Origin of the sequence: Bacillus sp. FSL K6-3176, from assembly GCF_038003325.1 — a bacterium.
GTDB classification, from domain to species: domain Bacteria; phylum Bacillota; class Bacilli; order Bacillales; family Bacillaceae; genus Bacillus; species Bacillus altitudinis.
Genome location: NZ_JBBOOX010000001.1, coordinates 3,610,960 through 3,636,811, shown reverse-complemented (window position 1 = coordinate 3,636,811; position 25,852 = coordinate 3,610,960). Strand labels below are relative to the sequence as shown.

Below are 25,852 nucleotides of genomic sequence, written 5' to 3'. Positions count from 1 at the left end.
ACGCTATTTTTTCAAAATAACGTATTCGTAAGGATTCAGTTGTAACTGTTGAGATGTATGCTGTCCAGTCAGCATATTTTCATAGCTTTCCGCTGAATCTAGTGAAATGTTCTGTTGCTGTTCTGTAAAATTCATCATAAACACAAAGTCCTGCGATCCATCTGTTCGTTTCTGGACACTGACGCCCTCTGGAATCGAAGAGGATAGGATCGGTTGTATGCCTATTCCTGTGATAAGGTCTTCGTAAAAATCATCATAAAACGCCTGCTCATTTTCAGAAGCCATATAGTATGCTTTCCCTTTGCCAAATGGACGGACAGTAAGGGCGGGCTGTCCTTCATAGCAGCCATTCTCAAAATGCCCTAACACAGAGGCTGTTTCAGGATGAATGGACTCGCAATATTGCCCGACATGATAAGTGCGTCCATTTCCTGTGGTCATTAAGACTTGTTCATCTGGCATCAATGTGTTGATTTCCTCTGCCCAAACACCAAGTACATGGCGGAGAGGACCGGGGAAACCACCAAGGAAACAGAGGTCGTTTTCATCGACAATGCCGCTCCAGTATGTTGCCACAAAAATGCCGCCCTCTTTGACAAATGCTTCGATCTTTTCTGCCACGCCTGGTTTGATCATGTAGAGCATTGGTCCAACAAGCACTCGATAGGATGAGAAATCCTTTTCCATCCCGACAATATCAACAGGGATGCCCTTTTTCCAGAAGCTTCGATAATGAGTTTGGCAAGCCTCTACATAGCGTTTGTTGGTATTATTTAAGCCTTGCGCATCATCAATCGCCCAATGGTTTTCCCAATCATATATGATGGCGACTTCTGGTTGAACGGACGTACCCGCAATCGGCTGAAGCTGCTCCAGCTGTTTTCCTAAATCAGCGACTTCTTGAAACACACGCGTGTGTTCATGTCCTGAATGATCCACAACGGCGCCATGGAATTTTTCAGAGGCGCCCCGGCCTTGTCTCCACTGGAAATAAAGGACGGAGTCGGACCCGTGGGCAATCGCCTGCATGGCAGAGAGGTGTGCCATTCCTTTATGCTTCACCTTATTCACTTCATGCCAGTTCACGAGGCTTGGTGTGCTTTCCATCACAAGAAACGGCTGACCGCCCTTTAATGAACGATACAAATCGTGAACGAAGGCGACGTTTGACGCTAATTCTGCAGTGGTTTCTCTGCCGCTATGCCATGCTGGATAGCTATCCCATGAGATCACGTCGACTTCTTTTGCAAATTGATGATAATCCAGTCCAAGAAATGGACGCATATGCGGATAGTCGCCCATAAAATTGGTGGTTACTGGCACATGAGGTGTTAATTCTCGTAGCGGTTCAATTTCATTTTGATAAAAATTGATCGTTTGTGCTGTGACAAAACGCTTCCAGTCTAGGTTCATGCCATGAATCATGTGCTCGCCATGAGGGGCTGGTGACTCGATTTGTGACCAATCGGTAAAGGTGTGGCTCCAAAATCCCGTCCACCATGCTTGATTCAAAGCTTCAAGGTCATGGTTGTATTTGTCTTTCAAATAGTCTCTAAATGCTTCTTGGCAAAGATCACAATGACATTCGCCGCCGTATTCATTTGAAATGTGCCACATGATCAGCGCTGGATGGTCCTTGTAGCGTTCAGCAAGCAAACGATTGAGTGTATTCGTTTTTTCTCGATAAACCGGTGAGGTGAAGCAATGATTATGGCGAAGTCCGTGTAAGTTGCGCTGGCGGTTTGCTTCAACGCGTAAGACTTCTGGATATGTTTGCGAGAGCCAAGCAGGTCTTGCTCCGCTTGGCGTGGCGAGAATAGCGTGAGCTCCCTGCGCTGCCAAGCGATCCATGATATCATCCAGCCAGGCAAAATCATATTCCCCTTCTTTTGGCTCGAGCTTGCTCCAAGCGAAAATATTGATAGAGAATGTTTGACAGTGTGCAAGCTTCATTAATCGAAAATCTTCGTCAATGATCTCCGGCATATGGAGCCATTGATCAGGATTATAGTCGCCACCATGCAAAAAGCCTTTCACATTTGGGTGAACGAGTGGGTAACGCTTTCCCATTTTGTCACGTCCTATCTGTTTAATTACGGTGTCATTTGTTTAAATACATCAAGAGAAGGCAGTGCTTTTCCGTTGAAATCAAACATGGCCTGATTTTCCCAAGCATTCCCGACTGTGCCGGTTGTTTGAATATAAGCGAGCCCGTATTGACTAGACCACGGAGCACCTTTTGCTGGAATCCAAAGCGGCTCCCAATAAAAGAACCCTTTCCCACGATTGTTTTTCACTTGTGAAATTTTTTCTGATAGATCTCGTATAAAAGATGCCTGCCCTTGTGGTGATGCTGGATAACCGGCCGTATTGACTGAATCTTGGTTAAATGAGTTATCGAGGTTGTCACCATTTGCTGTTGTAAAGCCGTAGGCGGTTTCTACCACGATGACATCTTTGTTATAGCGGGCGCTAATATCATTCATATTGGTAGTAAGACCGCTAAATCCCCCGTCCCAATACGGGTAGTAAGATAAACCGATCGTATCGAAGGAAACGCCTCGTTTGGTGATTTCATCAAACCACCAGCGAGATGCACCATTGTCCCCCCCATGTGCAAGATGAAGCATGACTTTGATGTTTGAATCGACAGAGCGAACAGCATTTGTTCCCGCTTTTAGCAAAGCAGCGAGCCGGTCAAATTCACCGCCGCCTTCACCCCAGCTCTTTCCGTTCGGCCAAAGCATACCTGAATTCAATTCATTCCCGACCTGTACCATATTTGGCAGGGCATTTTGTGCTTTCATCGCTTTAAGTACATCGCTTGTGTAAGTGCCAACCGCTTTTTCTAAATCGCTTTGGGAGAAATTTGTCCAAGCTTTCGGTTTGAACTGTTTTCCGGGATCGGTCCAGAAATCACTGTAGTGAAAATCAAGCAGCACTTTCATATTTTGTGCTTTTGCACGTTTCGAGAGAGCAATGGCGGTATTTAAATCGTTTGTCCCCCCGTTATAGGCACGGCCTTGGTTGTCGTATGGATGGTTCCAGAGTCTGATGCGCACATAGTTGACACCTTTCTCTTTTAATAGCTTGAGCGGATCAACCTGCTGCCAGTTTTGGTTGTAGTATTTGCCGCCGCTTCGCTCCACTTCTGCGAGCATGGAGATATCGGCTCCTTTGATGAAATCACCTTGCAATCCATTGATCGGTTTCACCGAAATCGTATCAGCCTTTGCTTCCGGCAGAATACCTAACCCAACCAGAAAGAAAACGACAACAGTGACAAGCAACCATTTCTTCATCAAATCTCCCCTTATCCTTTTGTCCCGCCTTGTGTGAGGCCGGATACAAATTGTTTTTGTAAAACAAGAAACAATAAAGCAACTGGAATCGCAATGAGTAAAGCCCCGGCTGCAAAGGTCGTGTAGCTGGCACCCATTTTGTCTGATACAAGATTGTATAGACCGATTGGGAGCGTATACATTTCGGGTGAGCGGACAATGACACTGGAGATGATGAAATCACCCAGCGGTCCTGTAAATGAGTTGATGGCAACAACGGCTAAAATCGGCTTGGCAAGCGGCATAATAATTTGGATGAAAATCCGGAAATGCCCTGCGCCATCCATTCTGGCTGATTCATCGAGATCCTTTGGAATCGCATCAAGATAGCCTTTCATTAAATACGTATTCATCGGAATTTGTCCGCCTGCATAAATCAAAATCAATGCGAGGTGGCTGTTAATGAGTCCAAGCATTTGAGCCAATACAAATATGGCAATCAGCGCTGAAAATTGAGGAATCATTTGCAGCAGCAAAAAGAGCATTAGCCCATTTTTGCGTCCTTTGAATCGGAACCTAGAAAAGGCATAGCCTGTAAAGCTGACAAGTATCAACGTTAAGAGCATAGTCGCAATACTGATTTTCATTGAGTTCCAATACCATTTTGCATAAAGTGCTCCCTGACCGAAGAAGAGTTCTGTAAAGTGGCTGAACGTTGGATTCTTCGGAAACATGCTTGTGCTCATCAGGCTGTTCCCAGGATTAAAGGAAGCGCCGATCGTCCAAAGGAGTGGATATAGAATACAAACGGAGGCAATGAAAAGGATGAAATAAGTGATACTCAGGCGAATGAGCTTATTTTGTTTTGATCCCATATCACATCATGTCCTCCTCTTTAAATGAATTCGTTCTCTTAAACTGCCAAAGTGCAATGGCAATGACGAAGATTGACAGTAAGATCGTAACAGCGGCAGCGAGTGCATATTGAGAAGATTGCATCGTCAGTTTGTAAATCCAAGACACCAAGATGTCTGTGCCCCCAGCAGTTGAGCCAGCCACAGGCGGTCCTCCGCCATTAAATAAGTAGATGATATTAAAGTTGTTAAAGTTAAACGTATATTGCGTGATTAATATAGGTGCAATTGAATAGAGGACAAGCGGTAATGTAATGGAACGGAATTTCTGAAAGAAATTTGCCCCATCAATGGTTGCAGCCTCGTATAAATCTTCAGGAATGGCCTGCAAAACGCCAGTTGTCATAATGAACACAAAAGGAAAACCAAGCCAAGTCTGCATCGCAATAAGAGCGATTTTGCTCCAAAATGGATCTGTCAGCCATGGTTTTGGATCAATTCCAATCGATGCAAAAAGGGTATTGTTAATCGCACCAAACGTGTCGTTAAACAATCCAGCAAACACCAAAATGGTCACAAATCCTGGAACAGCCCACGGCAGAATCAAAATCGTTCTGAAAAACCGTTTTCCTTTTAAATCTTTTTGATTGAGCAGAACCGCTAGGAAAATGCCGACAGCACATTGAAGGGTCGATGCAGCCAACGTCCATACGACCGTCCAGCCTAGTACATCAATGAATGTGTCTCTCCAAATATCGATTGAAAAGATATTTTGAAAGTTTTTGATGCCTACCCAATCAATGAGATTGGCAGGAGGCGAGTGGTATAAATCATAGTTTGTAAAGGCCAGCGCAAAGCTGAACATAATAGGAAAGACAACAGAGAATAGAAGTAAAAAGAAAGCAGGAGTGCTCATTAAGTAAGGAAAGCCTTGGTCGATGAGCTGATGGTATTGAGCACGGATGGAATGAAGCGGAACCCCTTGATCACGTTTCTTTCCGTTCATAAATGCATCTCGTATCATGAGTACATAAAAACCGATGCCAAAGCCAGCTGTTAAAAGTGCAATAATTCCTTTTGCTAAAAGGAAAACAGAGTTGTCACGAGGCAGCATCGTACCAAGTGTGAACAGCCCCCAGAAGCCAATATTGAATAAATCATAAAACACTACTAGAAAAGAAACGCCAAACAGGAAAAAGAGTGCCCCTTTGCCATACTGTTTGTTGTATATTTGCCCCATCCCGGGTATAAGAGAGAACATTAGCGCCCGTCTCCGGTGTGTCTTTGATTCCACTATGTGTGTGCGGTCTAGTTCAAGGTTACCCGTCACGTCTAACACCTACTTCATATGAAATTAGATCAAGTGCAGGCAGCATGATAGATGAACAGCTACCTGCGCTTGATGTTTATTTGGAGTGATTCGCTTTAATTTGCGAGTCGATTTGTTTGACCGCATCATCAAATGCTTTTTTCACATCGGTACGGCCAGTCGCAATCAGTCCTAATGCACTGTCAATCGGCTTCCACACCTCTGCCATTTCTGGATTGTTCGGTGTCAGCGTGGCATATTTCGTTTGCTTTGAAACAGCATCCGCATTTGCGTTTTCAGTAATGACTGGGTCTTTCATCAGCTTTTTCACTGGTGGAATTTCCTCTGTGACTTCAAAGCGCTTTTTCGAATTTTTTTCGTTCGTGATAAACTCAACAAATTTCTCGGCAAGTTCTTTATTTTTAGAATAAGAGGAGACGTTGTAGCTCTTTACACCTAAGAACGAGCTCATATGTTTTCCGTTAGGGAGTGTTGGCAGTTCCGTCACGCCATAGTCGATACCCGCATCTTTATAAGGACCAAATGACCATGGACCAGAAATCACAGCCGCTGCCTTTTTCTCAGTGAATAAGGAATTGAGGACATTGATTCCTTGCTCACCAATGATACCTTTCGGGAAAAGTCCTTCGCTAAAGAATGTCTGAATGTATTTTCCGCCTTCGATGGCACCATCGTTATTAAGACCAATATCATTGACGTCATAAGAACCATCGTTTTTCTGTTTGAAAATATAGCCACCTGAACCGCCTAATACACTTTCTGCGTAATAAATTTCATCCCACTTCGCAACAAAACCGTATTTCCCGTCCTTTGTCAGCTTTTTCGAAAGGTCATACCAGCCATCGAGTGTCGTTGGTGCCTTTTTCACAAGGTCTTTGTTATAGAAAAGCACAGTGGTTTCAACGGATTTTGGCAGACCATACAGCTTCCCATCTATCGTTTGTGATTGAATCGATTCGTCTGTGAAGGAATTGATCACTTTTTCATCTGGTTTGATTTCTTGTAACAATCCCTCTGTGACAGCTGATCCAATTTGGTCGTGAGGCATGGTGATGACATCTGGACCAGTGCCGGCTGCGCCATCAAGACGAAGCGCTTCAATTTGGTCGGCATATGCTTTTTCGACTACTTTGACTTTCACGTCGTTTTGTTTTTCAAACTCTTTGACGGCGTCTTGAATCCCATCAGACTTTTTGACATCCTCCCACACTAGCAAGGTCTTTGTACCTGTAGATGCCGGCTGTGAACCGCTTGAATTGTCATCTCCTGGTCCGCATGCTGACAGCAGCAGCACAGCAGTACCAACGACTGCCGATAATGTCGCCCATTTTCCCTTTTTCATTCGTAATCCCCTCTCGTTCTTTTTTCACAGATGATAAGAAAACGCTTTCTTAATGTGAGAATATCAACTTGAGTAAAAAAAGTAAACACATTTTATTAAATTTATTAAGTAAAATTTTTTACTGAAATAAAGAGAAAAGAAGCCCGCCATATATGGCAGGGCTTCCAGCTGTTTATATCGTGCTTTTCCGAAAGACAGGATCTGAGGCAATCAGCACGGTTTTTGGTAATGTTCTGCCATCAACAAGTCTTTCTAAAAGTAAATCGACAGCTGTCTCGCAAAGTAAAGAGGTATGGATGTGATAAGTTGTGAGCGGTGGTGACACATATTGAGAGACGTGAATATCGTTGATACTAAAGACACTCACTCGATTTGGTAAAGAAAAACCGCGTTCATTTAATGCTTGTAAACAGCCTATCGCAAGAGGATCACTTGCGACACAAAAAGCGGTTGGCAGGTGATCACCGAGCTCGTCGATCGCCTTCATCATCAATGAATAGCCTTCATCTACAGAGAAGTGGTGACCGATATAGACCAATTGTTCATCCAGTTTGTTGTGTGCTGTCATGTACTGGCGGAAGGTCGTTTCACGAATATCTGGAATCCGCCTATTTGTATTGAGATCAAGATCTGTCCCGCCAATAAATCCGATGGATGTGTGGTGTTTTTCGATAAAAGAATCAATAATCTTTTCTACAATTCGTTTCAGGTTTGGTTTCACAGAATCAAAGCGGTCTTCATCTGGTGATGTATCAATAAAGACGATGTGTTTTGTGATCGTATATAATTGATCAAGCTCAGTTTTTTTAAATCGACCGATGGCGATGATGCCTTCTGTAGAAGGATCAATCGATTGAAGACCATCAGACGGTTTGTAAGCGGTAACATTTAAGCTTCTGGTATTGGTGAGTTCCTCAATGCCTAGACGAATGGATTTAAAATAAATATCTTCAAGCTCCTCTTTTTCTGTCATCCAATAGAGAAAGGCAATTTTTTTTAGTGAATGTTTGAATGTCTTTTTTTGATAGGACAAAGCTTCTGCTGCCGCATATACTCTCTCACGTGTTTGATCCGTAACAGATAGGTTGGGATCTTGGTTCAATACGCGAGACACGGTAGCGATGGATAATCCGGCTTTTTCCGCAATGTCCTTTATTTTAGCTGCCAAGTCAGCACCTCCTATAGAAAATATCTCCTTTCAGTATAGAGTCTTTAAAAATATTAGTAAATATTTTTATTAAATTGATTGCGTTTAGACTGTTCTTTACGATCTCGAAAGGAATTAGTAAGATATATGTATTGAAGATGTAGGATTAAGATTTCTGATAGGAGAGGGACAGATGTATTATGATGCACTGAAGACATTTGTGACAGTGGTAGAAGAGAAAAACTTTACTAAAGCAGCTCAGAAGCTGCGGATTTCTCAACCGAGTGTCAGTCTTCACATTAAGAACTTGGAGCAGGAATTTCAGACTGTTCTGCTTAATCGTTCGCCAAAGCAATTAACGGTGACGCCAACTGGGGATATGCTGTACCATCGATCAAAACAAATCATTCGTTTATATGAACAGGCGAAGCAGGATATTTATGAGCATCATCATCTGGCACGAGGGAAGCTCACGATTGGAGCGAGTTTTACCATTGGGGAGTATGTGCTGCCGCAAATCTTGGCACAATTTCATCAGCTTTATCCGCATGTTGATATTGAGGTAGTTATTGATAATACAGAGGCGATTGCCAGACATGTTCGCTTATTCCATGTCGACATCGGACTGATCGAAGGACAAACCAATGACAAAGAACTCTCTGTGGAAACGTTTCTAGAGGATGAATTGTATATCGTTGCACCATTAGACCATCCGTTTGCAAAGAAAAAGGATGTCACCATTGATCAATTGCAAAATGAAACATGGATCACAAGAGAAGAAGGATCTGGGACAGGAGAATACTTACAGCACGTCCTGAAATCAAATGGACTGAAAGCGCGAACCTTTGTGACATTTAGCAGCAATCAAGCGATTAAAGAAGCTGTCATTCATGGAATGGGGCTGTCTGTTTTATCTAAATATGTGCTCCAGCGGGGCAGCATTGGCGGGGAATTGGCTGTCATTTCTGTGAGGGGAATGGACTTTAAACGGACATTTTCCTATGTTGAATCCCCGATGACAGGTGGGAATAAGAATAAGGAATTGCTTGTTGAGTTGTTGAGAAAAGAGAGAAAAGACGCTTCTCCGCAGTAGGAGAAACGTCTTTTTTTATAATCCTTTGATGTTGATTTCATCGACTGGTAGGAAAATCTCACCTGTATCTGTGTACTTCATGATGACTTGATCCCCTTCTTTTAAATAAATAATAAGAGGCTCTTTTTCAGAAGACATCGTGTAGTTTTTCCCATCGTCTAGTAAGAAGGTGACGGTTGTATAATCACCGGTCTTTTCCTTATACACCCTCTTCACTTTACCTGTTGACTCTTTCTTTTCTTGCTTCGATGAACTATTGACGGTACCGCCGCCTTTTTGAAGAGCTGTTTTATAGGCTCTTAGTGCTTCGTTTGGTGTAGAAGCATATGCGGCGATTTCAGGATTGGCTGCCGAAACAATAAAGTAGTTTTGCAGGAACCCGTTTGAATCGAGAACAGGTGTAAGCCAGCTAGCTTCCCCATAGAAATTATAAAGAATCGGCATGCGGCCCTTCCATTTCTTCTCGATAAATCGTTTCTCAATAATTTGCAAAGCTCCCTGTGAATCCATGTAGGATTCTTCAAGATTACCCGTATAATACGTGGCTTTTCCTGTTCGGGCATTTGTTAGTGCATACCCGAGCATGGAATCAACGCCCTCTTTTGGACTCGTGAAATCTGTGAAGTAATACATATCCCCTTTTGAATCAAACACCGGACTTACATTGGCTTCAGTCCCCTCATCAGAAGGCAGCTTCACATCTGATTTTCCAAAGAGGCTGTTCCAGAAACCATGTACATAGTTGCCGAAGTAACTATTCTGCAGACTGACAGCCTCTGGCGAAACAGCGCCATCAATAAAGGCTGGTACTTTGTCTAAGGCGTATTTCTTCGTTTCACCTGTTTTGGCATCCACAACAACCACACCTGAAGCTTTAAACCCGTTTCGTGCAGTGATGAAATCCCCAAATGTTTGGATGTAATAAGGCTTGCCATCATCATTGATCTCTAGCTGCGTGTCTCCATAGAAAATCAAATCTGGGTACTGAAGACGGATATGCCGCTCAATTTCCTTATTGAAATAGGAAGAAGGCGTATAGACCATCTCGGTTTTCACAAACTTTGGATTGGCAGATGAGTCGGTCGCACTTAATGTAAAGTAACCCGGTGTGCTACCAGAACGAATCCATTTAAAGAAATCGGAGAACTCGACGGGAGCGATATACACATACTCACCATTGACCTTCTGAATTTGCAAGCTACCCAGCTCGTAGTAGCTCGTGTTTGGCACCTGTCCGAACGATTTCTTCATCTTATTGCGAGCAAATTGCGGTGGTACACTCGCAGGTGTTTCTGTCTCATCAAACGCTTTGATTTCGACTTTTTGATCCATCTTAGACACGTCGAATTTCTCATTTGCATTGAATAGAAAAGCGGTTGCCATATAAACACCGAGCAACAATAATATGAGAAATAAAACGCCCTTGATCTTCCGCTCCAATCCCACTGATAAAAAGGCACCTGCTGCTGTCACAACAAGTCCAATGAGCCACAGTGATGATGGGTTGCGGTCTAAATTGGTGATGTAGTAGAAGCCGAAAATCCCGATGATAAACAGCAGGGCAAGTCCCGCAATCCACATAAGCGGCACCTGTTGTTCAGTCCCTTTTTTTCTAACGATTAACCTGAGTGGTGTGAGCAAAAGGGTCAGGACAAGACCGATCACAACCGAAAATAACAACATATATCCCACAAACAGATCTCCTTTCAAATCAATCACTCTTTTAGTATATACGAGTGAGACGGGGAAAAGATTCACCGGATGGCAGGTTCATTTAAATGCCGATCGAATCAATGGCTGATTGAACATCTTCTTTCAGCTCAAAAAATGTGAGTCTTTTTTCGATTTTCTCTATTAACGCGTCAATGGCTTCACCTGACATATGGGTTTGGATGTTCCTTTGATGTTTGTACACGTTAATCAGAAGGTCATCAATTAGATCTACTATTTTTTTGGCTTCTTGACGATCCTCTGCAAATTCATTTTGAAGTTGATGCCGGATGGCTCTGATCAGCGCTGTTTTCTGTTCTTCTTTGATCTTTGCTTTCAAAGCAGCCAGCTCTGCTGGTGTCATGTCTTCCGTGTTAAAGTTTGCTTTTGAGAAAATGGAGCTTGATGTATGCGTATCTGTCATTCTTTGCAAAAAACGATCTGCATCTGTTGGTTGTTTCTTTGAAAATTCCATTTATCGTTCTCCTTAAGAAATACCCATGTTCTTGGCTAGGGCCGTATCTGCATCGTGGTATTGTTTTCCTAGCTGGCTCATATCATCTGATATTGAGTCCATCCACCTTTTCATATCCATCGCATGATCAATCGCTGCATCATACTTTTTAACTGAATAGAACTCATTGTCAAGACCCTCTGTTTTTAAGTGGCGAATGACAGCATCCACATCTGAAGCCGTCAGCTGATCATACGAGCCAAAACCGACAATTTGTTTGTATCTTGAACGAACGCGTTCCACTGATTGATCCACTTTGTCATCGAGTTTCTCAATTTTGCGAATGATTTGCTGCATATGGTGCTCGGCATATGTGGAGAATGTACGACCTGTGTTCATAAGAACATGCGACTTGATTAAAATCGCTACCACACTTTGCGGGTGAACATTTGATTGGCTCAATTGATGTAACATGGCGGCAGTGAGAGAAGGGTTTTTTCTCAACATATCATCAATGGTTTGAACGGAGCCATCTGACGAAAAGGAATACCGGTCTAAGCCATGGCTGCCGGCGAGGGCTTCAAGAAATAAATTCGCATCAAGTGAAGGATTCACACTCATTGCCCGATTGAGGAGATTTTTCATAAATTGGACGGCCTTTGAGGAGTCCTCAGTGTAATCGACGCCTTCAGGTAAAGCGGCATCATACATCACTTTCACACGACCGATTTCTGTCGTATGACGATTTAAGAGAGAAAGCCCGTCATTGAGATTGATATATTCTGTTAATCTACTACGGTAATCACCTTTTAATGCTTTGGCTTGCAGACCATCCGATAGATTTGGGTAAATATTCGGATTCTCAAAGGTGACCCCGCCTTTAATAAAATCATTTTTGACAAGAACATAAGAAGCATTTGACCCGCCAAGTGAATGCCCTGTCACATACATCTTCGCATTCGGCATTTTCTTATGGATCTCTTTTGCATACCGGTCCGCCTGCACCATTTGATTCTCTGCACCGTGTTCAAAGGGGATATTTTTAATCAAATACTTCGTATCTGAAATCAACCAATCTTGTACAATCTCATTTGTATAGGTCGTTGTCCCTGTCGTCACCTTCGTCGTGACTTCCTTTGACGTCTCTGACTGGCTAAAAGGAGGCAGCTTTGTCAAAATGGTAGAAAGAAGATCATCTGACTCTTTTTTTCCATGTTTTTTAATGGTATCTTTATATTGGCCTGCGCCAATCGGTTCTGACCCGCGGTAGGCGATGACGGCGTTTTTGATTTTTGTGAGGTCTTTGCCTTTGTTTGAGTTACGATAATCTTCTCTCGAGACAAGGGTTAGTGCATTAAGGCCTTTTTTGGTTTCTATATGGTCGACGACATACATGGTTTTACCGCTTTTTAAGCGTATATCTTTCTTGTGGGAATAATTGGAAATATCATAAGACTCTGACGATATATCATTATAATCTTTATCGCTAAGTTGATTAATTGAGCTTTTTGTGGTCAATTTTTACACTCCTGTAATATTTATCATATATATTATATTATAGAAAGATATAGATATCTATAATAAGTGCAGTATTTAAGTAATCTCTAAAGAAGAATATTATAACTTTTAAGAGGTGGAAGATATTTCATATGAGAAATAAAATTTCGATTATAATTGTCTTGATAATTATTACTATCATTTCAGTTACACTGATTCTTTTAAATGGTAAGCAATCTCAAACAAATGAATCTGGAGGAAAGGCTATCTTGGAAGAAAAAGAGAAAAATGAACAACAGAAGGCAGAAGAGTTCGCAGAGGAAATGAAGCCGAATATAGAAAAGCGTTTACGTAAAATGGATATTCATAATTTTATCGAAACCATATCTTTTAAAAAGGGAGTAACCATTAATCCAATGGGATATATAAGAATTAGAGGATACGTGAATGGTGAACCAGAAAGATTTGAGTTCTCTGCATCATTAGAATATAGATCTAAAGAGGTGGGTTCTATGAGCATTTCATCTGATTTATCAGACCGTTTCGAGAACTGGGATGATTTTGATCCGCAAGTGAAAGAAGATTTTTTGAATAGTCTCTCTAAAAAGGAACGTGAACAGTATCTAAAGGACATTGGAGAAAAAGAGTAAAACAGGTACATGCCTACCTGTTTTTTATTTTGTCAATTTCATTAGTCAATGGATTAAAAATCCATTAAGGAGTTTTGCTTTTTATGAGAAATACAATGAAGTTTTCTATTATAATTGTGGCCGTCATCATTTCAGTAACTGTTTTTATCGTAGAGTACATTAATAAGAGTCTGTCAGATGAAGTAGTGGAAGAGAAAAGTGATCAGGAAAAAGCAGAAGATTTTGCAAAGAAGATGAAACCTAAGGTTGAAGAGCACTTACACAAAAGAGATATTCATCACTTTATCAAAACCATAACGTTTGAAAAAGAAGTGACCATCAATCCTATGGGGGATATTATAATCGATGGCTATATAAATAATGAACCGGAGAAGTTCGGATTTTCAGCTTCTTTACAATATAGAGCTAAAAAAATAGGTTCAATGAGTTATGATCCTGAGTTGTCATATCGTTTTAAAGATTGGGACAAATTTAAAGATGAACCAGAATTAAAGGAAAACTATCTTAAACGACTCTCTGAAAAAGAACGAGAGCAATATCTAAAGGACATTGGAGAAAAAGAGTGAAGCAGGTGTCTACCCACCTGTTTTATTTTTTTATTATCATTATGAGAAGTTTTGATTGTAAGGAGTGTTGCGTTGTATGAAAAATACTTTAAAACTTGTATCTGTTTTGGTCGTTATCATCATTGTCTCAGTGACTTCGTTAGTCACTCAGCACAATAAGCAAAGTAAATCAAATGATGTGGTAAAAGCAAAGAGTGATCAAGAAAAAGCAGAAGAGCTCGCAGAAAAAATGAAGCCTAAAATAGAAGAATGTTTACGCAAAGAAGACATCCATCACTTTATTAAGACCATAACGTTTAAGAAGAGGGTAACTATTGATCCAATGGGCTACATCGTAATTAGAGGATATATAAATGATGAACCGGAAAAGTACGGTTTCTCAGCTTCTTTACAATATAGAGCTAAAAAAATCGGTTCAATGAGTTATGACCCTGACTTATCAGACCGCTTTATAGATTGGGAAGAATATAAAGATGAGCCGGAAGTGAAAGAAAATTACCTTAAAAGTTTTACTAAGGAGGAACGAGAACAGTATCTTAGAGACATTGGAGAAAAAGAGTGAAAAATATCCGTTAGCCGTATGTTCTTTCAAAAACGATGACCAAAATAATATGCTATCATTCCCCTAACAAGACTTACAAACAAGGGAGAGCTTTCAAACATGGCAAATAAAAAGAAATTGATCTTGGATGTAGACACTGGAATTGATGATGCGATTGGTATTTTGCTTGCAGTGAAAAGTAAGCGGTTTGATATGTTGGGGATCACAACGGTGTGCGGGAATGTGTCTGTTGAAGCGGCGACATTGAATACGTGTAAAGTGCTTGAGCTGGTTGAGGCAGAGGAAATCCCTGTCATCAAAGGTGCAGTAACGCCTCTTTTGAGAGCCCCTCATTATGAACATCGGGTGCATGGGGAGGATGGAATTGGCGGCGCTTTAAAGGACGCCCGGCCTAAGAAGACCGCAGATGAAGGTTTTGCGTCTGATTTTATCATTGACCAAGTGCTGAAGTATTCGAAGCAGGTTACGCTCGTGTTGACAGGGCCGTTAACGAATTTAGCCCTTGCGGTAAAAAAATGCCCTGAGCTGATTCATCATGTGAAAGAAGTCATTTTTATGGGGGGTGTCGTGCAGGGACAGGGAAATGTCACACCGGTTGCGGAATTTAATACATATGCAGATCCAGAAGCGACGAAATTGGTGCTGGAGGCTGGTTTCCCTTCACTGACTCAAGTAGGGCTGGATGTCACGAGACAGGTCTTGTTAACGGATGAGAGAATTGATGCCATTCAAAATGAAACGTTAGCCAGTTATATCAGAGAGAGCACAAGCATTTACCGCCAGCGCTATTTTGAGCGGAACGGGGTGTGGGCATGTGCCATGCATGATCCGCTTGCTGTAAGTCTTGCAATTGATAAACAACTTGTGAATACACAGGCTTTTCATGTAGAAGTGGAGACGAAGAGTGAGTTCTGCGATGGTCAAATGATATGTGATTTTCAGCATCAATGGGGAAAAGATCGCAATCTTCAAGTGTGTATGGATGTAGATGCTGAAGGGTTTTTTGATTTAATGATCAAAGTCTTGAATTCTTAAAAAAGAAGTCTGTGCAAACAGGCTTCTTTTTTATAAGATGGGAACATGAGGAAATGTATGCGCTCACATGAATGAGGAAGGAGTGAAGTCAATTGGCTTCTGTCAGTTTAAGTAGTATGGATAAGATAAGGGCAGCAAGCAGAGGATTGCCGCCAAAACTGAAAGCAATTGCTGAGCACATTACAAGTGAGCCCCGCGACATCATCCATTTGTCGATTGTCGAGCTTGCCAAAAAGACAGCGAGCTCAGAGGCAACGATTTTTCGTCTTTGTAAAAGGCTTGGATTTGAGGGGTATCAAGATTTGAAGATTGCTATTGCCCAGGAAATAGACCAAACGAAGCCTGATTATGTAGATGAAGAGATGAGTCTTGACGATGATACTGCCGTTTTTATGCAAAAGGTATTTCAGGCGAACATCACTGCATTAAAGGATAGTTTTCAATTGTTGAATCCAGAAGATGTAGAAAAAGCCGTACAATTAATCCATGAAGCAGAGCGCTTAGAGTTTTATGGCAGCGGTGGGTCTGGCCTCATCGCCACAGATGCTTTTCACAAATTTATGAGAACAGGCATCAACTGTATTGTTCATACAGATTCTCACTTTCAAGCGATGTCGGCAGGTCTGCTTGATCAAAAGAGCACAGTGCTTGGTATATCTCATTCTGGTCGAAATAAGGATTTGCTGGATGCGATGAAAACAGCCAAGGAAAAAGGAGCGAAAACCATAGGCATTACAAGCTATCAGCGTTCTCCATTGAGTCAGCTTGCAGATGTCACGCTGTATACATCAACGCAAGAAACGGCTTTCCGAACGGAAGCGATGTCTGCTAGGCTTGCCCAGCTTACTGTGATTGATGTGCTATATTTTGCGCTTGCACATTTAAGGCAGCAGGAAACATTAACAAACTTAAAGCAAATGAGAGAAACCATTTCTCAAAAAAGAGTGTAATGGTTTCAAAAATAAATTTTTCTATTAGTGAAAAATGCTGTTGTGGTAACGATTCTAAGGTTTTAAATGAAAATTATTTTCTTTTTGATCGTTGAATGTCGAAAAAAATATTCCTATAATGGGATTTATCAGGTACACCAGCACCACGACACTTTATTTCAAATCAATGATTGGGCGTGATACAGATGAAGGGAAACCAGGCGGTAATTGGTTTGGATATTGGAACAACAAGTACAAAGGCGGTTCTATTTGGACCACAGGGGAAAGTCATATCAAAGCATTCTGTTCCTTATGACCTCATTCACCCCCAGCCAGCATGGGTTGAGCAGAACCCTGAACATATTTTAGATGCTGTGATTGCGAGTGTAAGAGGCGCATTGACGAAAGCAGCATTTGATGCAAAAAACCTCATAGGTGTGGGGATTAGTACGGCGATGCACTCCTTAATCGTCATGGATGAGAATGGGAAAGCATTAACAAACAGTATCATTTGGGCTGATAACAGAAGTGCAGAACAAGCGAAACGAATCATAACGGACTTAGATGGCTTTCAAATTTATAAAAGAACCGGAACACCGATCCATCCAATGTCACCGCTTTCAAAAATACGATGGATCAAGGAAATGACACCTGACGTCTTCAATCAGGCAGCAAAATTCATTTCCATCAAAGAGTATGTTCTTTATCATTTCTTTGGTCAGTATGTGGTCGATTATTCAATCGCATCAGCAACAGGACTGTTCCGATTGGAAACGCTTCAATGGGACGAGGAGGCACTACGCATTGCAGGAATTCAGGTGAATCAGTTGTCTGAACTTGTTCCAACGACGCATCAGCTGCGTGGTCTTCAGCCAGAAATTGCGCTGCGAATGGGCATTGAAGAAGATACACCATTTGTTGTGGGTGCAAATGACGGTGTCCTAGCGAATCTTGGTGTTGGTGCGATTGGCAAAGGTGAGGTAGCAGTCACGATTGGGACAAGTGGTGCAGTACGTACAGTCGTAGATCAGCCAATTACAGATGAGCAATCAAGAACATTTTGCTATGCATTGACGGACAAGCATTGGGTGGTCGGAGGGCCGACCAATAACGGCGGGATTATGCTGAGATGGCTGAAGGATGAATTTGGGGCGTCAGAGGTGGAGGTAGCAAAGCGTCTAGGTGTAGACCCTTACGATCTGATGATTGATATTGCAGAAAAGGTTCCAGCTGGCTCAGAAGGACTGCTGTTTCTACCATTTTTAACAGGTGAGCGAGCACCTTATTGGAATCCAAACGCAAGAGGCACGTTCTTTGGGATTGGTCTTCAGCATAAGCGCGAGCACTTTATTAGAGCCGTGTTAGAAGGCGTCATTATGAGTGTATTCTCGATCGGTGTGGCACTAAGAGATTTAACAGGTCCAGCGAAGGATGTCAGGGCTTCTGGTGGATTTGCGAGATCCCCTCTATGGCGACAGATTTTGGCAGATACGATGGGTAGAGAAGTGCTCGTTCCAGAAAGCTATGAGGCTTCCGCACTTGGGGCGGCTGTCCTTGCACTTCATAGTTTAGGTCATATGGAAGAGATAGAAGAGGTGCAGGAATGGATTCGTATTTCTGCCCGCCATGAACCAAATATGAAGAACAACGAAACATACATAGAGCTATTTTATTTATATGAGCGTCTCTATGACAAACTGAAGGATGAATTTGATGTCATTAGTGCGTTGCAATTAAAACAAAATCGTTAAACATCGGGGAAAAGGTGGGAGAACATGCTTTTATTCATTGTGATTGCGGCGATTGTCCTTTTACTCATTCTCATTACAGTCGCTAAGTTGAATCCGTTTGTGAGTTTGATTATTACCTCTATGCTAGTAGGTTTTGCTACAGGAATGGATTTACAGGAAATCATTCAATCGATTAAAACGGGATTAGGGAACACGTTATCATTACTGGCGATAGTGCTAGCGCTTGGGACCATGCTTGGGAAAATGATGGCCGAGTCAGGGGGCGCTGAGCGGATCGCTCAAACACTCATCAGTCGTTTTGGGACGAAGAATGTGCATTGGGCGATGATGTTTGTAGCCTTTATCGTGGGGATACCTGTCTTTTTCCAGGTCGGATTTGTTCTTCTCATTCCTTTACTCTTTACCATTGCGATTGAAACGGGCATTTCGCTTGTGACGATTGGGATTTCATTAATCGCAGGCTTGTCTGTTGTGCATGGGTTAGTCCCGCCTCATCCAGCTGCAATGGCAGCAGTAGGCATCTATCATGCCAACGTGGGGAAAACGATTTTCTTTTCAATCATCGTCGGTTTGCCAACAGCTATTATTGCTGGACCGTTGTATGGTAAGTGGATTGGAAAGCGAATACATAAACCAGTTCCAGAGCTGCTCAGAAAGCAATTCACGGAACGACATGCTGATCGGAAGCTTCCTGGTTTTGCGAATACGATGTTTACCATTTTGGTGCCGGTCATTCTTATGTTGCTTGCCACGTTGGCGGACATTATTTTGCCAGAGGATAGTATGTGGTATCAGATGTTCAAGTACATTGGAGATCCCATAACAGCTTTATTGATTGCGACAGTGTATTCTTTCTTTAGTCTTGGCTTTATACAAGGGATGAGCCGTGACCGAGTGCTGTCATTCAGTAACGATTGTTTGGGACCAATCGCTTCCATTCTGCTTGTGATTGGTGCAGGCGGAGCGTTCAATAATGTACTGATCGATTCAGGCGTTGGGGATTATATTGCTGATTTAGCCAAACACTCCCCAATCTCACCGATTTTACTTAGCTGGCTGATTGCTGCGGTTATTCGTGTGGCAACAGGATCAGCTACAGTATCCATGATGACAGCGGCCGGAATTGTAGCCCCAATCGCTGCATCCATGCCGGATGTGAGCAGAGAGCTGCTTGTTTTAGCAACAGGAGCGGGTTCACTGATTTTGTCTCATGTCAATGACTCTGGTTTTTGGCTGATCAAAGAGTATTTTGGTATGACCATCAAAGAGACGTTCTTGACATGGACGGCTATGGAGACCATCATTTCCGTTAGCGCCATTGCATTTATTATGATTATTAATATGTTTATATAACGGGACAACAGCTCAATTCTTCGGAATTGGGCTGTTTTAGCTTGTTGTTATGCCGCTTTTGACAATTTAGGATAAAATAATGATATTGAGCTATGGGAGGCGGACACGATCGAACCTTTAAAACATGTATATAATGAATCATTTATTCAACATTTAGCAGAAAAACTTGCGCAAGCGTCAACTGTATTTGATGCTGATCACTTTCAGCAGCTCGTGTTTCAAGAGGATTGGGAGCAGCTGGAGTTGAAAGGACGAATGAGAAGAGTAACTGAATCGATGCACGCCTGTCTGCCTGAGGATTATGAGAAGGCAATCGATGTACTGCGTCAGACAGCACCGCATTTTACAGGGCTCAGTGCGCTCGTATTTCCAGACTATGTCGAGACATATGGTGTTGACCATTGGGATATTTCGATCAAAGCACTTGAATTCTTTACACCGTTTTCCACTGCTGAATTTGCCGTTCGACCTTTTCTCATACAAGATCAAGAGAAAATGCTGGCGCAGATGCTTGTGTGGTCACAGGATCAAAATGAACATATTCGCCGTCTCGCTAGTGAAGGATGCAGGCCTCGTTTGCCGTGGGGATTATCCGTCCCTGCGCTGAAAAAGGACCCTTCTGTCACGCTGCCCATTCTAGAAAATTTGAAGTCAGATTCGGCCAAATATGTGCAAAAAAGTGTAGCGAATCATTTAAATGATATTTCTGCAATTCAGCCAGACCTCATGAAGCAAATGGTCAAAAGCTGGTATGGAACCAATGAACATACAAACTGGATTGTCAAACATGCATCCCGTACGTTATTGAAAAAAGGCGATCCAGATATCATGGCTTTATTTGGCTATGGAGATGATCCGTCTATCCAAGTAACGGATTTGAAGGTGACGCAAGACCCCGTACGTATTGGAGAGAAGCTGACCTTTCATTTTATTCTTCAGGTTGATAAGCCATTAAAGCTGCGCGTAGAGTATGCCATTGATTACGTGAAAGCTCGTGGTACACGCAATCAAAAGGTATTTAAAATCACAGAATTTGAAACAGGATCGGCGCTGCATAGAGAATTTGTCCGGTCACAGTCGTTTCAAAATATGACAACGAGAAAGCATTATGAGGGCATTCATACATTAACCATCATCATCAACGGCATCCCAAAAGCGTCTGTTGATTTCGAAGTCACAGCAGCTGCTCATGAAAAAACCCGCCACTGAGGCGGGTTTCAGCGTGTAGACAAACCCTCGCATTCGGTGTCAGTCCTGCGCGCTGGTGCTCACGAATGTCAAATTCGCTCCGCGCCAGTACTCGTCCTTCCTAGACTGCAAAGGTTTTCTATCACGCTGAAAAGAAGACAAAGGGCTAAAATCAAGTTCATTTTAGCCCTTTGTCAACAATTTGATACCCGCCATTGAGGCGGGTTTTTTCATGCGTTTCTAAGCTTTCTTTTTCATTAAGAATGAAGCAATGATGGCGGCTGCTAAGAAACCGATACTGATAATCGAGCTAGGTAAGTTCTCTGGTCTGAATAGGAACAGAACAAAACTGACACTGAGTACAAGACCAGCAAATAAAGTGAAATACGGAAATAACCAAACTTTGAAATACGGCTCCTGCGGATATCTTGGACGCAGTTTCAAATGAGCCAGACAGATGCTGATCCAAATAAGAGAAACCGCAAAACCAGGAATAGCCAGCATATAGCTGAAAATTTGATCTGGGTACAAGTAAGCAAAGAATGTTCCGATTAAAAGAAACAGAACGGTCACCCATAAACTTAAAATAGGTACACCTCTTTTGTTGACCTGTGCCAGCTTTTTTGGACCGCCGTCTGATTTAGATAGAGAATGAATCATTCTCGTCGTACCGTAAATACCAGAGTTGGCGGCAGATAGAACAGCTGTAATTAAGACGAAATTAATGAAGTGAGAGGCACCTTGCATGCCAGCTGCTGAAAAGACTTGGACAAATGGACTGTTATTCGGATCAATTTGATTCCAAGGAATGAGTCCACAAATAATCAAAATCGGCAGTGTGTAAAACAAGATGATGCGCCACATCATACTTTTGACAACACCAGGTAACACCTTTTCTGCATCCTTTGTTTCTGTAATGGTCAGCCCGATCAATTCTGAGCCTCCATATGAGAAGATCACCACTAATAATGAAGCAAAGACAGCGCCCCATCCGTTCGGGACAAAGTTTTGGTAATTGGTGAGAACAGGCGTGCTTTGTTCGCTCGGAATGATTCCAAATAATAATGCAGCACCGAGAATAATAAACACAATAATAACGAAAATCTTCATTCCAGCGAACCAAAACTCAATTTCACCAAAGTATTTTACATTATTTAAATTAATTCCGATGACTAAGAGTGAGCAAAGTAAACATAAAGACCATAAAGGTACGTTTGGCATCCAATATTGAAGTAAACTCCCCGCTGCAATGATTTCAATGACACATACAGTGAGCCACATAAAACAGTAAACCCATCCGACAACAAATGAAAAACGTTGACCAAGCGCAATCTGTATGAGGTCGCGAAGGTTATTCCCCGGGTAGACGATGGCCATTTCAGCTAAAGCCGCCATGACAATGAGAAGAAGCAATCCAGCAAATACATAGGAAAAGATAACTCCAGGACCTGCTAAGCCGATTGTATCGGCACTTCCTTTAAAGATTCCTGTACCAATGACCCCGCCCATCGCAATCATGCGAATATGACGCGGCGATAAAAGCTTTTTTAATTCGTGTTGTTCCTGATTCGCGCTCATGACGTTCTCCTTTTTTAAAATGCTTATGTTCCATTTTCTTTTTTCGAGCGGTCAGTGTCAATATAAAAAAAGAGATTTTTCAGACAAAATAGGTGGTTGATTCTATCAAATGATCCGTTTTCTTCCATAAATCCTTTCCATGACCCATCCCCAAAATCTGAAACTTCGTGAAAAAATGAACATTTGCCTTCATTCTGACATAAACAATTTTCAGTTTTTGTCGATATATCTTTTGTATTACTAAAGTCCTAATAAAGAATTATTTATAACTGTAAAATATTTCAAAAAAGTATGGAAGAATGAAAGGAGTTATTGAAGATGTTTATGAGAAAAGCAAGTGATTCATCGTCGGGGGCCCTTCTTAGTGAAAGCAGTCAATTAGTTGAACGAATTGAAAAGGGAGATTTTTCAGCCAGAATTGATACTGCTGCATTCTCTTCTAGTCAAACAATAGAAGCTGTGGCTCAAATAAATGAAGCGTTACAAAAGATGCAAGAAGCGCAAGAAGATATTCATATGCGTATGAATTTAGTGACAAAAGCGATTCAAGTGGGTCTATGGGATATGACGGTTGTAGCAGGAGATCCTGTGAATCCAAAAAACGAATTCACATGGACAGATGATTTCCGCAAAATGCTAGGTTTTCAAAATGAAAACGATTTTCCGAATGTCTTAGACAGCTGGGCATCTCGAATTCATCCAGATGAGCAGGAATACACTTTGAATGCATTCTCTACGCATTTATTGGATCATTCTGGCCGTACACCGTATGATATCGAATATCGTCTGAAGTTGAAAAATGGCGAGTATCGCTGGTTCAAAGCAACTGGAACGACGATTCGAGATCGAAATGGGGTACCTCTTCGTGTGGCAGGGGCTCTTTTTGATATTCATGATCAGAAATTGAAAGAAGAAGAGCTGCAAGCATTCGTGACAAGATATGACTTGATCAACCGTGCGCTTGTGGAAGCGCCTTGGGATATGGTTGTAGAGGCTGGCGATTCTGTCAATCCAAACAATGAATTCTGGTGGTCTCCACAGTTTAGAAAAACGCTTGGTTTTACAGATGAAAAAGATTTCCCGAACGTGTTGAGTAGCTGGAGTGATCGTTTGCATCCTGAAGATAAAGAATCGGCTCTCCAAGCCTTTTCGGATCACTTAAATGACCATTCTGGCCGTACACCATTTGACATTGATTATAGATTGCAAAGTAAAAATGGCGAGTACCGCTGGTATCATGCGGGCGGTGAAACCATTCGTGATGAGAAGGGTGCCCCTTTACGTGTTGCAGGAACGATTCGTGATATTACGTTAGAAAAAAATAAAGAAAAAACAGCCAATGAAATGGCTTCCCAAGTAGAGCAGCTTTCAAGTTCTATTAGTGAAATGGTATCTGGCATCAGTTCTGTGACAAACCAAGCACAAGAGCTTGCTGTCGCCCAAGAGCAGTCAACATCTGCTGCTAATTTGGCGAAAAACAGTGCAGATGAGACGAAGAACATTTCAGACTTAATCAAAGAAGTGGCAAACCAAACGAATCTGCTTGGTTTGAATGCCGCAATTGAAGCAGCAAGAGCAGGCGAGCAGGGCCGCGGTTTCTCAGTCGTTGCCGATGAAGTGCGTAAGCTAGCGCTTCATAGTGCCAATGCGACAGAAAATATCGAATCTAGTTTAACTGAAATGAAAACACAAATCGATCAAATTCTTGAAAATATCTCCAATATGACAGCTCTTACGCAAACACAGGCTGCTTTGACAGAGCAAGTGAACGCTTCAGTTGATGAAGTGAATCATATGTCTCAGCGTCTAGTGGCATATTCAAAGAGTATCTAATGTCAAAAAACCGCCTTTTCATCAGAAGGCGGTTTTTTTATTTAAGCATGATCTGCTGGGAAAACAATACCGGCGTCTTTCCTAGCGGCTTCAAGAACCTTCATGACAGAAAGACTGTCATCAAGCCATTCATAACACTTTTCGACATTTCCTGTTTCAATGATATGCTGAAATGCTTCTGCTTCATAAAACAGGCGGTTTGAATTGGTTTGTGCATTGAGTGAAGTGACTTGGTCTCCTATATGCAGCAACACTTCCTCACAGCCATTCGCACCATTTTTCACATGCAGGAACCCTTTTTCCCCTTGAATCAAAGCGAAATTCATACTGCTTGTATCTTTGCTGCCAACACTTGTGGCGATGAAATCATTGTAAGTAAAAGTTAAAACACCAGATGTGTCGATGCCGTTTGGATGGCGGTTGGCCTGGTAACGAACGTCTTTCGGTGAACCAAATAGATTCATAATGAAATGAACATTGTAAATGTTAATATCCATGAGGGCACCGCCAGAAAACTCTGGGTTAAAGACATTCGGCGTTTCCCCGGCGAGCAGTTGATTATATTTACTTGAATATTGACTATAGTTGCATTGAACGAGTTTGATTCTGCCTAATTGATGAAGGTGTTTTTTGATTAAATGATAGTTGGGCATATGAACGGTTGTAATGGCTTCAAATAGGAAGAGCTGCTTTTCCTTTGCGATAGCGATTAAGGCTTCTAGCTCTTTCACATTAGAGGTAAAAGGCTTTTCGCAAATCACATGTTTTCCGTGTTTCAATGCAGCCGTGGCATGCTCACTATGTAAACGATTGGGTGATGCGATATATACCGCTTCTATGTGGGGATCTTCTAACATAGCGGTTAAATCCGTATAAGTCGTTTGCACCCCAAATTGATCTGCGAGTTTCTTTGCCGTGGCTTCCTTTCTTGAATAGACAGCGTGGCAAGAAGCACCTTCAAGCTGTTCAATTGCCTGGAGGAAACCTTCCACAATCACACCTGTTCCAATGGTTGCTATTCTCATTCTATTCATAACCCCTTCCATACGATTGATGTCACGTCAAGCTGTCTCTAGTATACCTGATGTTTTCATACAACGTGTACTTAACAGCTAGTCGCAGAGGGGTGCCAGTAAAAAATACCGGCACATCTTTGGCAGCCCTTACAATTAACTAATGTTAGCTAATGTTTGTTTTGTTAACAATTGAATGGCCGCCTTCCTCTTTTTTAACTCTTGAATGGATTTTTGAATATCTTCTACTTTTTGTTCGAGCAGCTGTTCCGCTTCTGTTTTCGACTGTTTCTCGAATAGTGACGTGATAATTTCTCGAATTTCTTTGAGTGAGAAATCTAGCTTTCTTGCTTCAGTGATAAAGGATAGCATGAGTACATATTTTTTATCATATAAACGATAGCCGTTATGTGCTCTCTTAGGCTCGGGGAGCACACCCTCATTTTCATAAAAACGAATGGTTTCAATATGTACACCAGACATTTTCGACAATTTCCCTCTCGTAAATGTAATCATTCCCTGCACCTCCTTTCTTTGCTATCCATCATACAATTAGATTTGCTAGTTTCAAAATGTTCTCCGATGAACATTTGTTCCTTTTCATACTGTTAAAATGACAGGTCTGTCCTATTCACAGCAGACTCCATAGAATACGTTATAATAGATGAGGATCAAGTGATTTTTTG

General features: G+C 41.9%; 22 protein-coding genes. 10 read left to right on the top strand and 12 right to left on the bottom strand.

The genetic code is table 11. The features are described from left to right. Positions 1 to 3: 3 nt before the first annotated feature. From MHB38_RS18885 to MHB38_RS18860, 6 genes are all read right to left on the bottom strand, one after another. A complete protein-coding gene (locus MHB38_RS18885; RefSeq protein ID WP_341004198.1) occupies positions 4 to 2,070 on the bottom strand; it encodes a beta-galactosidase in 2,067 nt (688 codons plus the stop codon). 23 nt (positions 2,071 to 2,093) lie between these two features. After that, positions 2,094 to 3,302, bottom strand: coding sequence for a glycoside hydrolase family 53 protein (locus tag MHB38_RS18880; RefSeq protein ID WP_341004195.1), 1,209 nt, complete (start codon positions 3,300 to 3,302; stop codon positions 2,094 to 2,096). Positions 3,303 to 3,313: 11 nt separating this feature from the next. Then, a complete protein-coding gene (locus MHB38_RS18875) occupies positions 3,314 to 4,156 on the bottom strand; it encodes a sugar ABC transporter permease (RefSeq protein WP_007497274.1) in 843 nt (280 codons plus the stop codon). 1 nt (position 4,157) lies between these two features. After that, complete coding sequence (locus MHB38_RS18870) at positions 4,158 to 5,396, bottom strand: carbohydrate ABC transporter permease (RefSeq protein WP_007497272.1); 1,239 nt, start codon at positions 5,394 to 5,396, stop codon at positions 4,158 to 4,160. Between the two features lie 145 nt (positions 5,397 to 5,541). Next, positions 5,542 to 6,807, bottom strand: coding sequence for an extracellular solute-binding protein (locus MHB38_RS18865; RefSeq protein ID WP_341004193.1), 1,266 nt, complete (start codon positions 6,805 to 6,807; stop codon positions 5,542 to 5,544). Between the two features lie 172 nt (positions 6,808 to 6,979). Next, positions 6,980 to 7,975, bottom strand: a complete 996-nt coding sequence (locus tag MHB38_RS18860; protein WP_129547986.1) for a LacI family DNA-binding transcriptional regulator — start codon at positions 7,973 to 7,975, stop codon at positions 6,980 to 6,982. A gap of 172 nt (positions 7,976 to 8,147) precedes the next feature. Here MHB38_RS18860 and MHB38_RS18855 point away from each other — a divergent pair, with 172 nt between their 5' ends. Next, positions 8,148 to 9,047, top strand: a complete 900-nt coding sequence (locus MHB38_RS18855) for a LysR family transcriptional regulator (protein ID WP_017359912.1) — start codon at positions 8,148 to 8,150, stop codon at positions 9,045 to 9,047. Between the two features lie 15 nt (positions 9,048 to 9,062). On the opposite strand, the gene MHB38_RS18850 is transcribed toward MHB38_RS18855, so the two are convergent. The 3 genes from MHB38_RS18850 to MHB38_RS18840 all read right to left on the bottom strand — a co-directional run bounded on the left by MHB38_RS18850 (position 9,063) and on the right by MHB38_RS18840 (position 12,729). After that, positions 9,063 to 10,739 carry a hypothetical protein gene (locus tag MHB38_RS18850; RefSeq protein ID WP_099496966.1) on the bottom strand — a complete coding sequence of 559 codons (1,677 nt, stop codon included), beginning with the start codon at positions 10,737 to 10,739 and terminating at the stop codon, positions 9,063 to 9,065. Between the two features lie 82 nt (positions 10,740 to 10,821). Next, positions 10,822 to 11,232: a hypothetical protein gene (locus MHB38_RS18845; protein ID WP_041092638.1), complete on the bottom strand. Its 411-nt coding sequence runs from the start codon at positions 11,230 to 11,232 to the stop codon at positions 10,822 to 10,824. A gap of 12 nt (positions 11,233 to 11,244) precedes the next feature. Further along, positions 11,245 to 12,729 carry a lipase family protein gene (locus MHB38_RS18840; protein ID WP_052321118.1) on the bottom strand — a complete coding sequence of 495 codons (1,485 nt, stop codon included), beginning with the start codon at positions 12,727 to 12,729 and terminating at the stop codon, positions 11,245 to 11,247. Positions 12,730 to 12,860: 131 nt separating this feature from the next. Between MHB38_RS18840 and MHB38_RS18835 the strand changes: the two genes are divergently transcribed. The 8 genes from MHB38_RS18835 to MHB38_RS18800 all read left to right on the top strand — a co-directional run bounded on the left by MHB38_RS18835 (position 12,861) and on the right by MHB38_RS18800 (position 20,763). Further along, the gene (locus MHB38_RS18835; RefSeq protein ID WP_007497257.1) at positions 12,861 to 13,358 is read left to right on the top strand and encodes a hypothetical protein; all 498 of its coding nucleotides are present in this window, start codon (positions 12,861 to 12,863) and stop codon (positions 13,356 to 13,358) included. Positions 13,359 to 13,441: 83 nt separating this feature from the next. Continuing rightward, on the top strand, positions 13,442 to 13,924 hold the full coding sequence (locus MHB38_RS18830; protein WP_017368377.1) for a DUF1433 domain-containing protein: 483 nt from the start codon (positions 13,442 to 13,444) through the stop codon (positions 13,922 to 13,924). Positions 13,925 to 14,000: 76 nt separating this feature from the next. Continuing rightward, positions 14,001 to 14,486, top strand: a complete 486-nt coding sequence (locus tag MHB38_RS18825; protein ID WP_017368376.1) for a hypothetical protein — start codon at positions 14,001 to 14,003, stop codon at positions 14,484 to 14,486. Between the two features lie 99 nt (positions 14,487 to 14,585). Continuing rightward, entirely contained in the window at positions 14,586 to 15,521 is a 936-nt protein-coding gene (locus MHB38_RS18820) for a nucleoside hydrolase (protein ID WP_249476668.1), read from the top strand. Between the two features lie 116 nt (positions 15,522 to 15,637). Next, the gene (locus tag MHB38_RS18815) at positions 15,638 to 16,471 is read left to right on the top strand and encodes a MurR/RpiR family transcriptional regulator (protein ID WP_034646848.1); all 834 of its coding nucleotides are present in this window, start codon (positions 15,638 to 15,640) and stop codon (positions 16,469 to 16,471) included. 185 nt (positions 16,472 to 16,656) lie between these two features. Next, positions 16,657 to 18,201, top strand: a complete 1,545-nt coding sequence (gene gntK / locus MHB38_RS18810) for a gluconokinase (RefSeq protein WP_025208252.1) — start codon at positions 16,657 to 16,659, stop codon at positions 18,199 to 18,201. Positions 18,202 to 18,225: 24 nt separating this feature from the next. Further along, positions 18,226 to 19,554 carry a GntP family permease gene (locus tag MHB38_RS18805; protein WP_008347326.1) on the top strand — a complete coding sequence of 443 codons (1,329 nt, stop codon included), beginning with the start codon at positions 18,226 to 18,228 and terminating at the stop codon, positions 19,552 to 19,554. 108 nt (positions 19,555 to 19,662) lie between these two features. Then, positions 19,663 to 20,763: a DNA alkylation repair protein gene (locus MHB38_RS18800; protein ID WP_377862879.1), complete on the top strand. Its 1,101-nt coding sequence runs from the start codon at positions 19,663 to 19,665 to the stop codon at positions 20,761 to 20,763. A 219-nt stretch (positions 20,764 to 20,982) separates the two neighbouring features. Here the strand turns inward: MHB38_RS18800 and MHB38_RS18795 are convergent, their stop codons facing one another. Further along, positions 20,983 to 22,320, bottom strand: a complete 1,338-nt coding sequence (locus MHB38_RS18795; RefSeq protein WP_007498042.1) for an amino acid permease — start codon at positions 22,318 to 22,320, stop codon at positions 20,983 to 20,985. A gap of 318 nt (positions 22,321 to 22,638) precedes the next feature. Between MHB38_RS18795 and MHB38_RS18790 the strand changes: the two genes are divergently transcribed. Beyond that, on the top strand, positions 22,639 to 24,153 hold the full coding sequence (locus MHB38_RS18790) for a methyl-accepting chemotaxis protein (RefSeq protein WP_341004186.1): 1,515 nt from the start codon (positions 22,639 to 22,641) through the stop codon (positions 24,151 to 24,153). A gap of 41 nt (positions 24,154 to 24,194) precedes the next feature. Here MHB38_RS18790 and MHB38_RS18785 read toward each other — a convergent pair whose 3' ends face one another. Together MHB38_RS18785 and MHB38_RS18780 are read right to left on the bottom strand one after the other, a co-directional pair. Beyond that, positions 24,195 to 25,178, bottom strand: a complete 984-nt coding sequence (locus MHB38_RS18785) for a Gfo/Idh/MocA family protein (protein WP_341004184.1) — start codon at positions 25,176 to 25,178, stop codon at positions 24,195 to 24,197. 144 nt (positions 25,179 to 25,322) lie between these two features. Beyond that, the gene (locus MHB38_RS18780; RefSeq protein ID WP_007498034.1) at positions 25,323 to 25,682 is read right to left on the bottom strand and encodes a MerR family transcriptional regulator; all 360 of its coding nucleotides are present in this window, start codon (positions 25,680 to 25,682) and stop codon (positions 25,323 to 25,325) included. Positions 25,683 to 25,852 lie beyond the last annotated feature (170 nt).

Excerpts from the sequence above, each read along its gene's own strand:
- MHB38_RS18805 (WP_008347326.1), top strand. The coding sequence starts at position 18,226 with ATGCTTTTATTCATTGTGATTGCGGCGATTGTCCTTTTACTCATTCTC.
- MHB38_RS18815 (WP_034646848.1), top strand. The coding sequence starts at position 15,638 with ATGGATAAGATAAGGGCAGCAAGCAGAGGATTGCCGCCAAAACTGAAA.
- MHB38_RS18825 (WP_017368376.1), top strand. The coding sequence starts at position 14,001 with ATGAAAAATACTTTAAAACTTGTATCTGTTTTGGTCGTTATCATCATT.
- MHB38_RS18820 (WP_249476668.1), top strand. The coding sequence starts at position 14,586 with ATGGCAAATAAAAAGAAATTGATCTTGGATGTAGACACTGGAATTGAT.
- MHB38_RS18885 (WP_341004198.1), bottom strand. The coding sequence starts at position 2,070 with ATGGGAAAGCGTTACCCACTCGTTCACCCAAATGTGAAAGGCTTTTTG.
- MHB38_RS18855 (WP_017359912.1), top strand. The coding sequence starts at position 8,148 with ATGTATTATGATGCACTGAAGACATTTGTGACAGTGGTAGAAGAGAAA.
- MHB38_RS18845 (WP_041092638.1), bottom strand. The coding sequence starts at position 11,232 with ATGGAATTTTCAAAGAAACAACCAACAGATGCAGATCGTTTTTTGCAA.
- MHB38_RS18790 (WP_341004186.1), top strand. The coding sequence starts at position 22,639 with ATGTTTATGAGAAAAGCAAGTGATTCATCGTCGGGGGCCCTTCTTAGT.
- MHB38_RS18780 (WP_007498034.1), bottom strand. The coding sequence starts at position 25,682 with ATGATTACATTTACGAGAGGGAAATTGTCGAAAATGTCTGGTGTACAT.
- gntK (WP_025208252.1), top strand. The coding sequence starts at position 16,657 with ATGAAGGGAAACCAGGCGGTAATTGGTTTGGATATTGGAACAACAAGT.
- MHB38_RS18785 (WP_341004184.1), bottom strand. The coding sequence starts at position 25,178 with ATGAGAATAGCAACCATTGGAACAGGTGTGATTGTGGAAGGTTTCCTC.
- MHB38_RS18870 (WP_007497272.1), bottom strand. The coding sequence starts at position 5,396 with ATGTTCTCTCTTATACCCGGGATGGGGCAAATATACAACAAACAGTAT.
- MHB38_RS18830 (WP_017368377.1), top strand. The coding sequence starts at position 13,442 with ATGAGAAATACAATGAAGTTTTCTATTATAATTGTGGCCGTCATCATT.
- MHB38_RS18865 (WP_341004193.1), bottom strand. The coding sequence starts at position 6,807 with ATGAAAAAGGGAAAATGGGCGACATTATCGGCAGTCGTTGGTACTGCT.
- MHB38_RS18880 (WP_341004195.1), bottom strand. The coding sequence starts at position 3,302 with ATGAAGAAATGGTTGCTTGTCACTGTTGTCGTTTTCTTTCTGGTTGGG.
- MHB38_RS18875 (WP_007497274.1), bottom strand. The coding sequence starts at position 4,156 with ATGGGATCAAAACAAAATAAGCTCATTCGCCTGAGTATCACTTATTTC.
- MHB38_RS18795 (WP_007498042.1), bottom strand. The coding sequence starts at position 22,320 with ATGAGCGCGAATCAGGAACAACACGAATTAAAAAAGCTTTTATCGCCG.
- MHB38_RS18835 (WP_007497257.1), top strand. The coding sequence starts at position 12,861 with ATGAGAAATAAAATTTCGATTATAATTGTCTTGATAATTATTACTATC.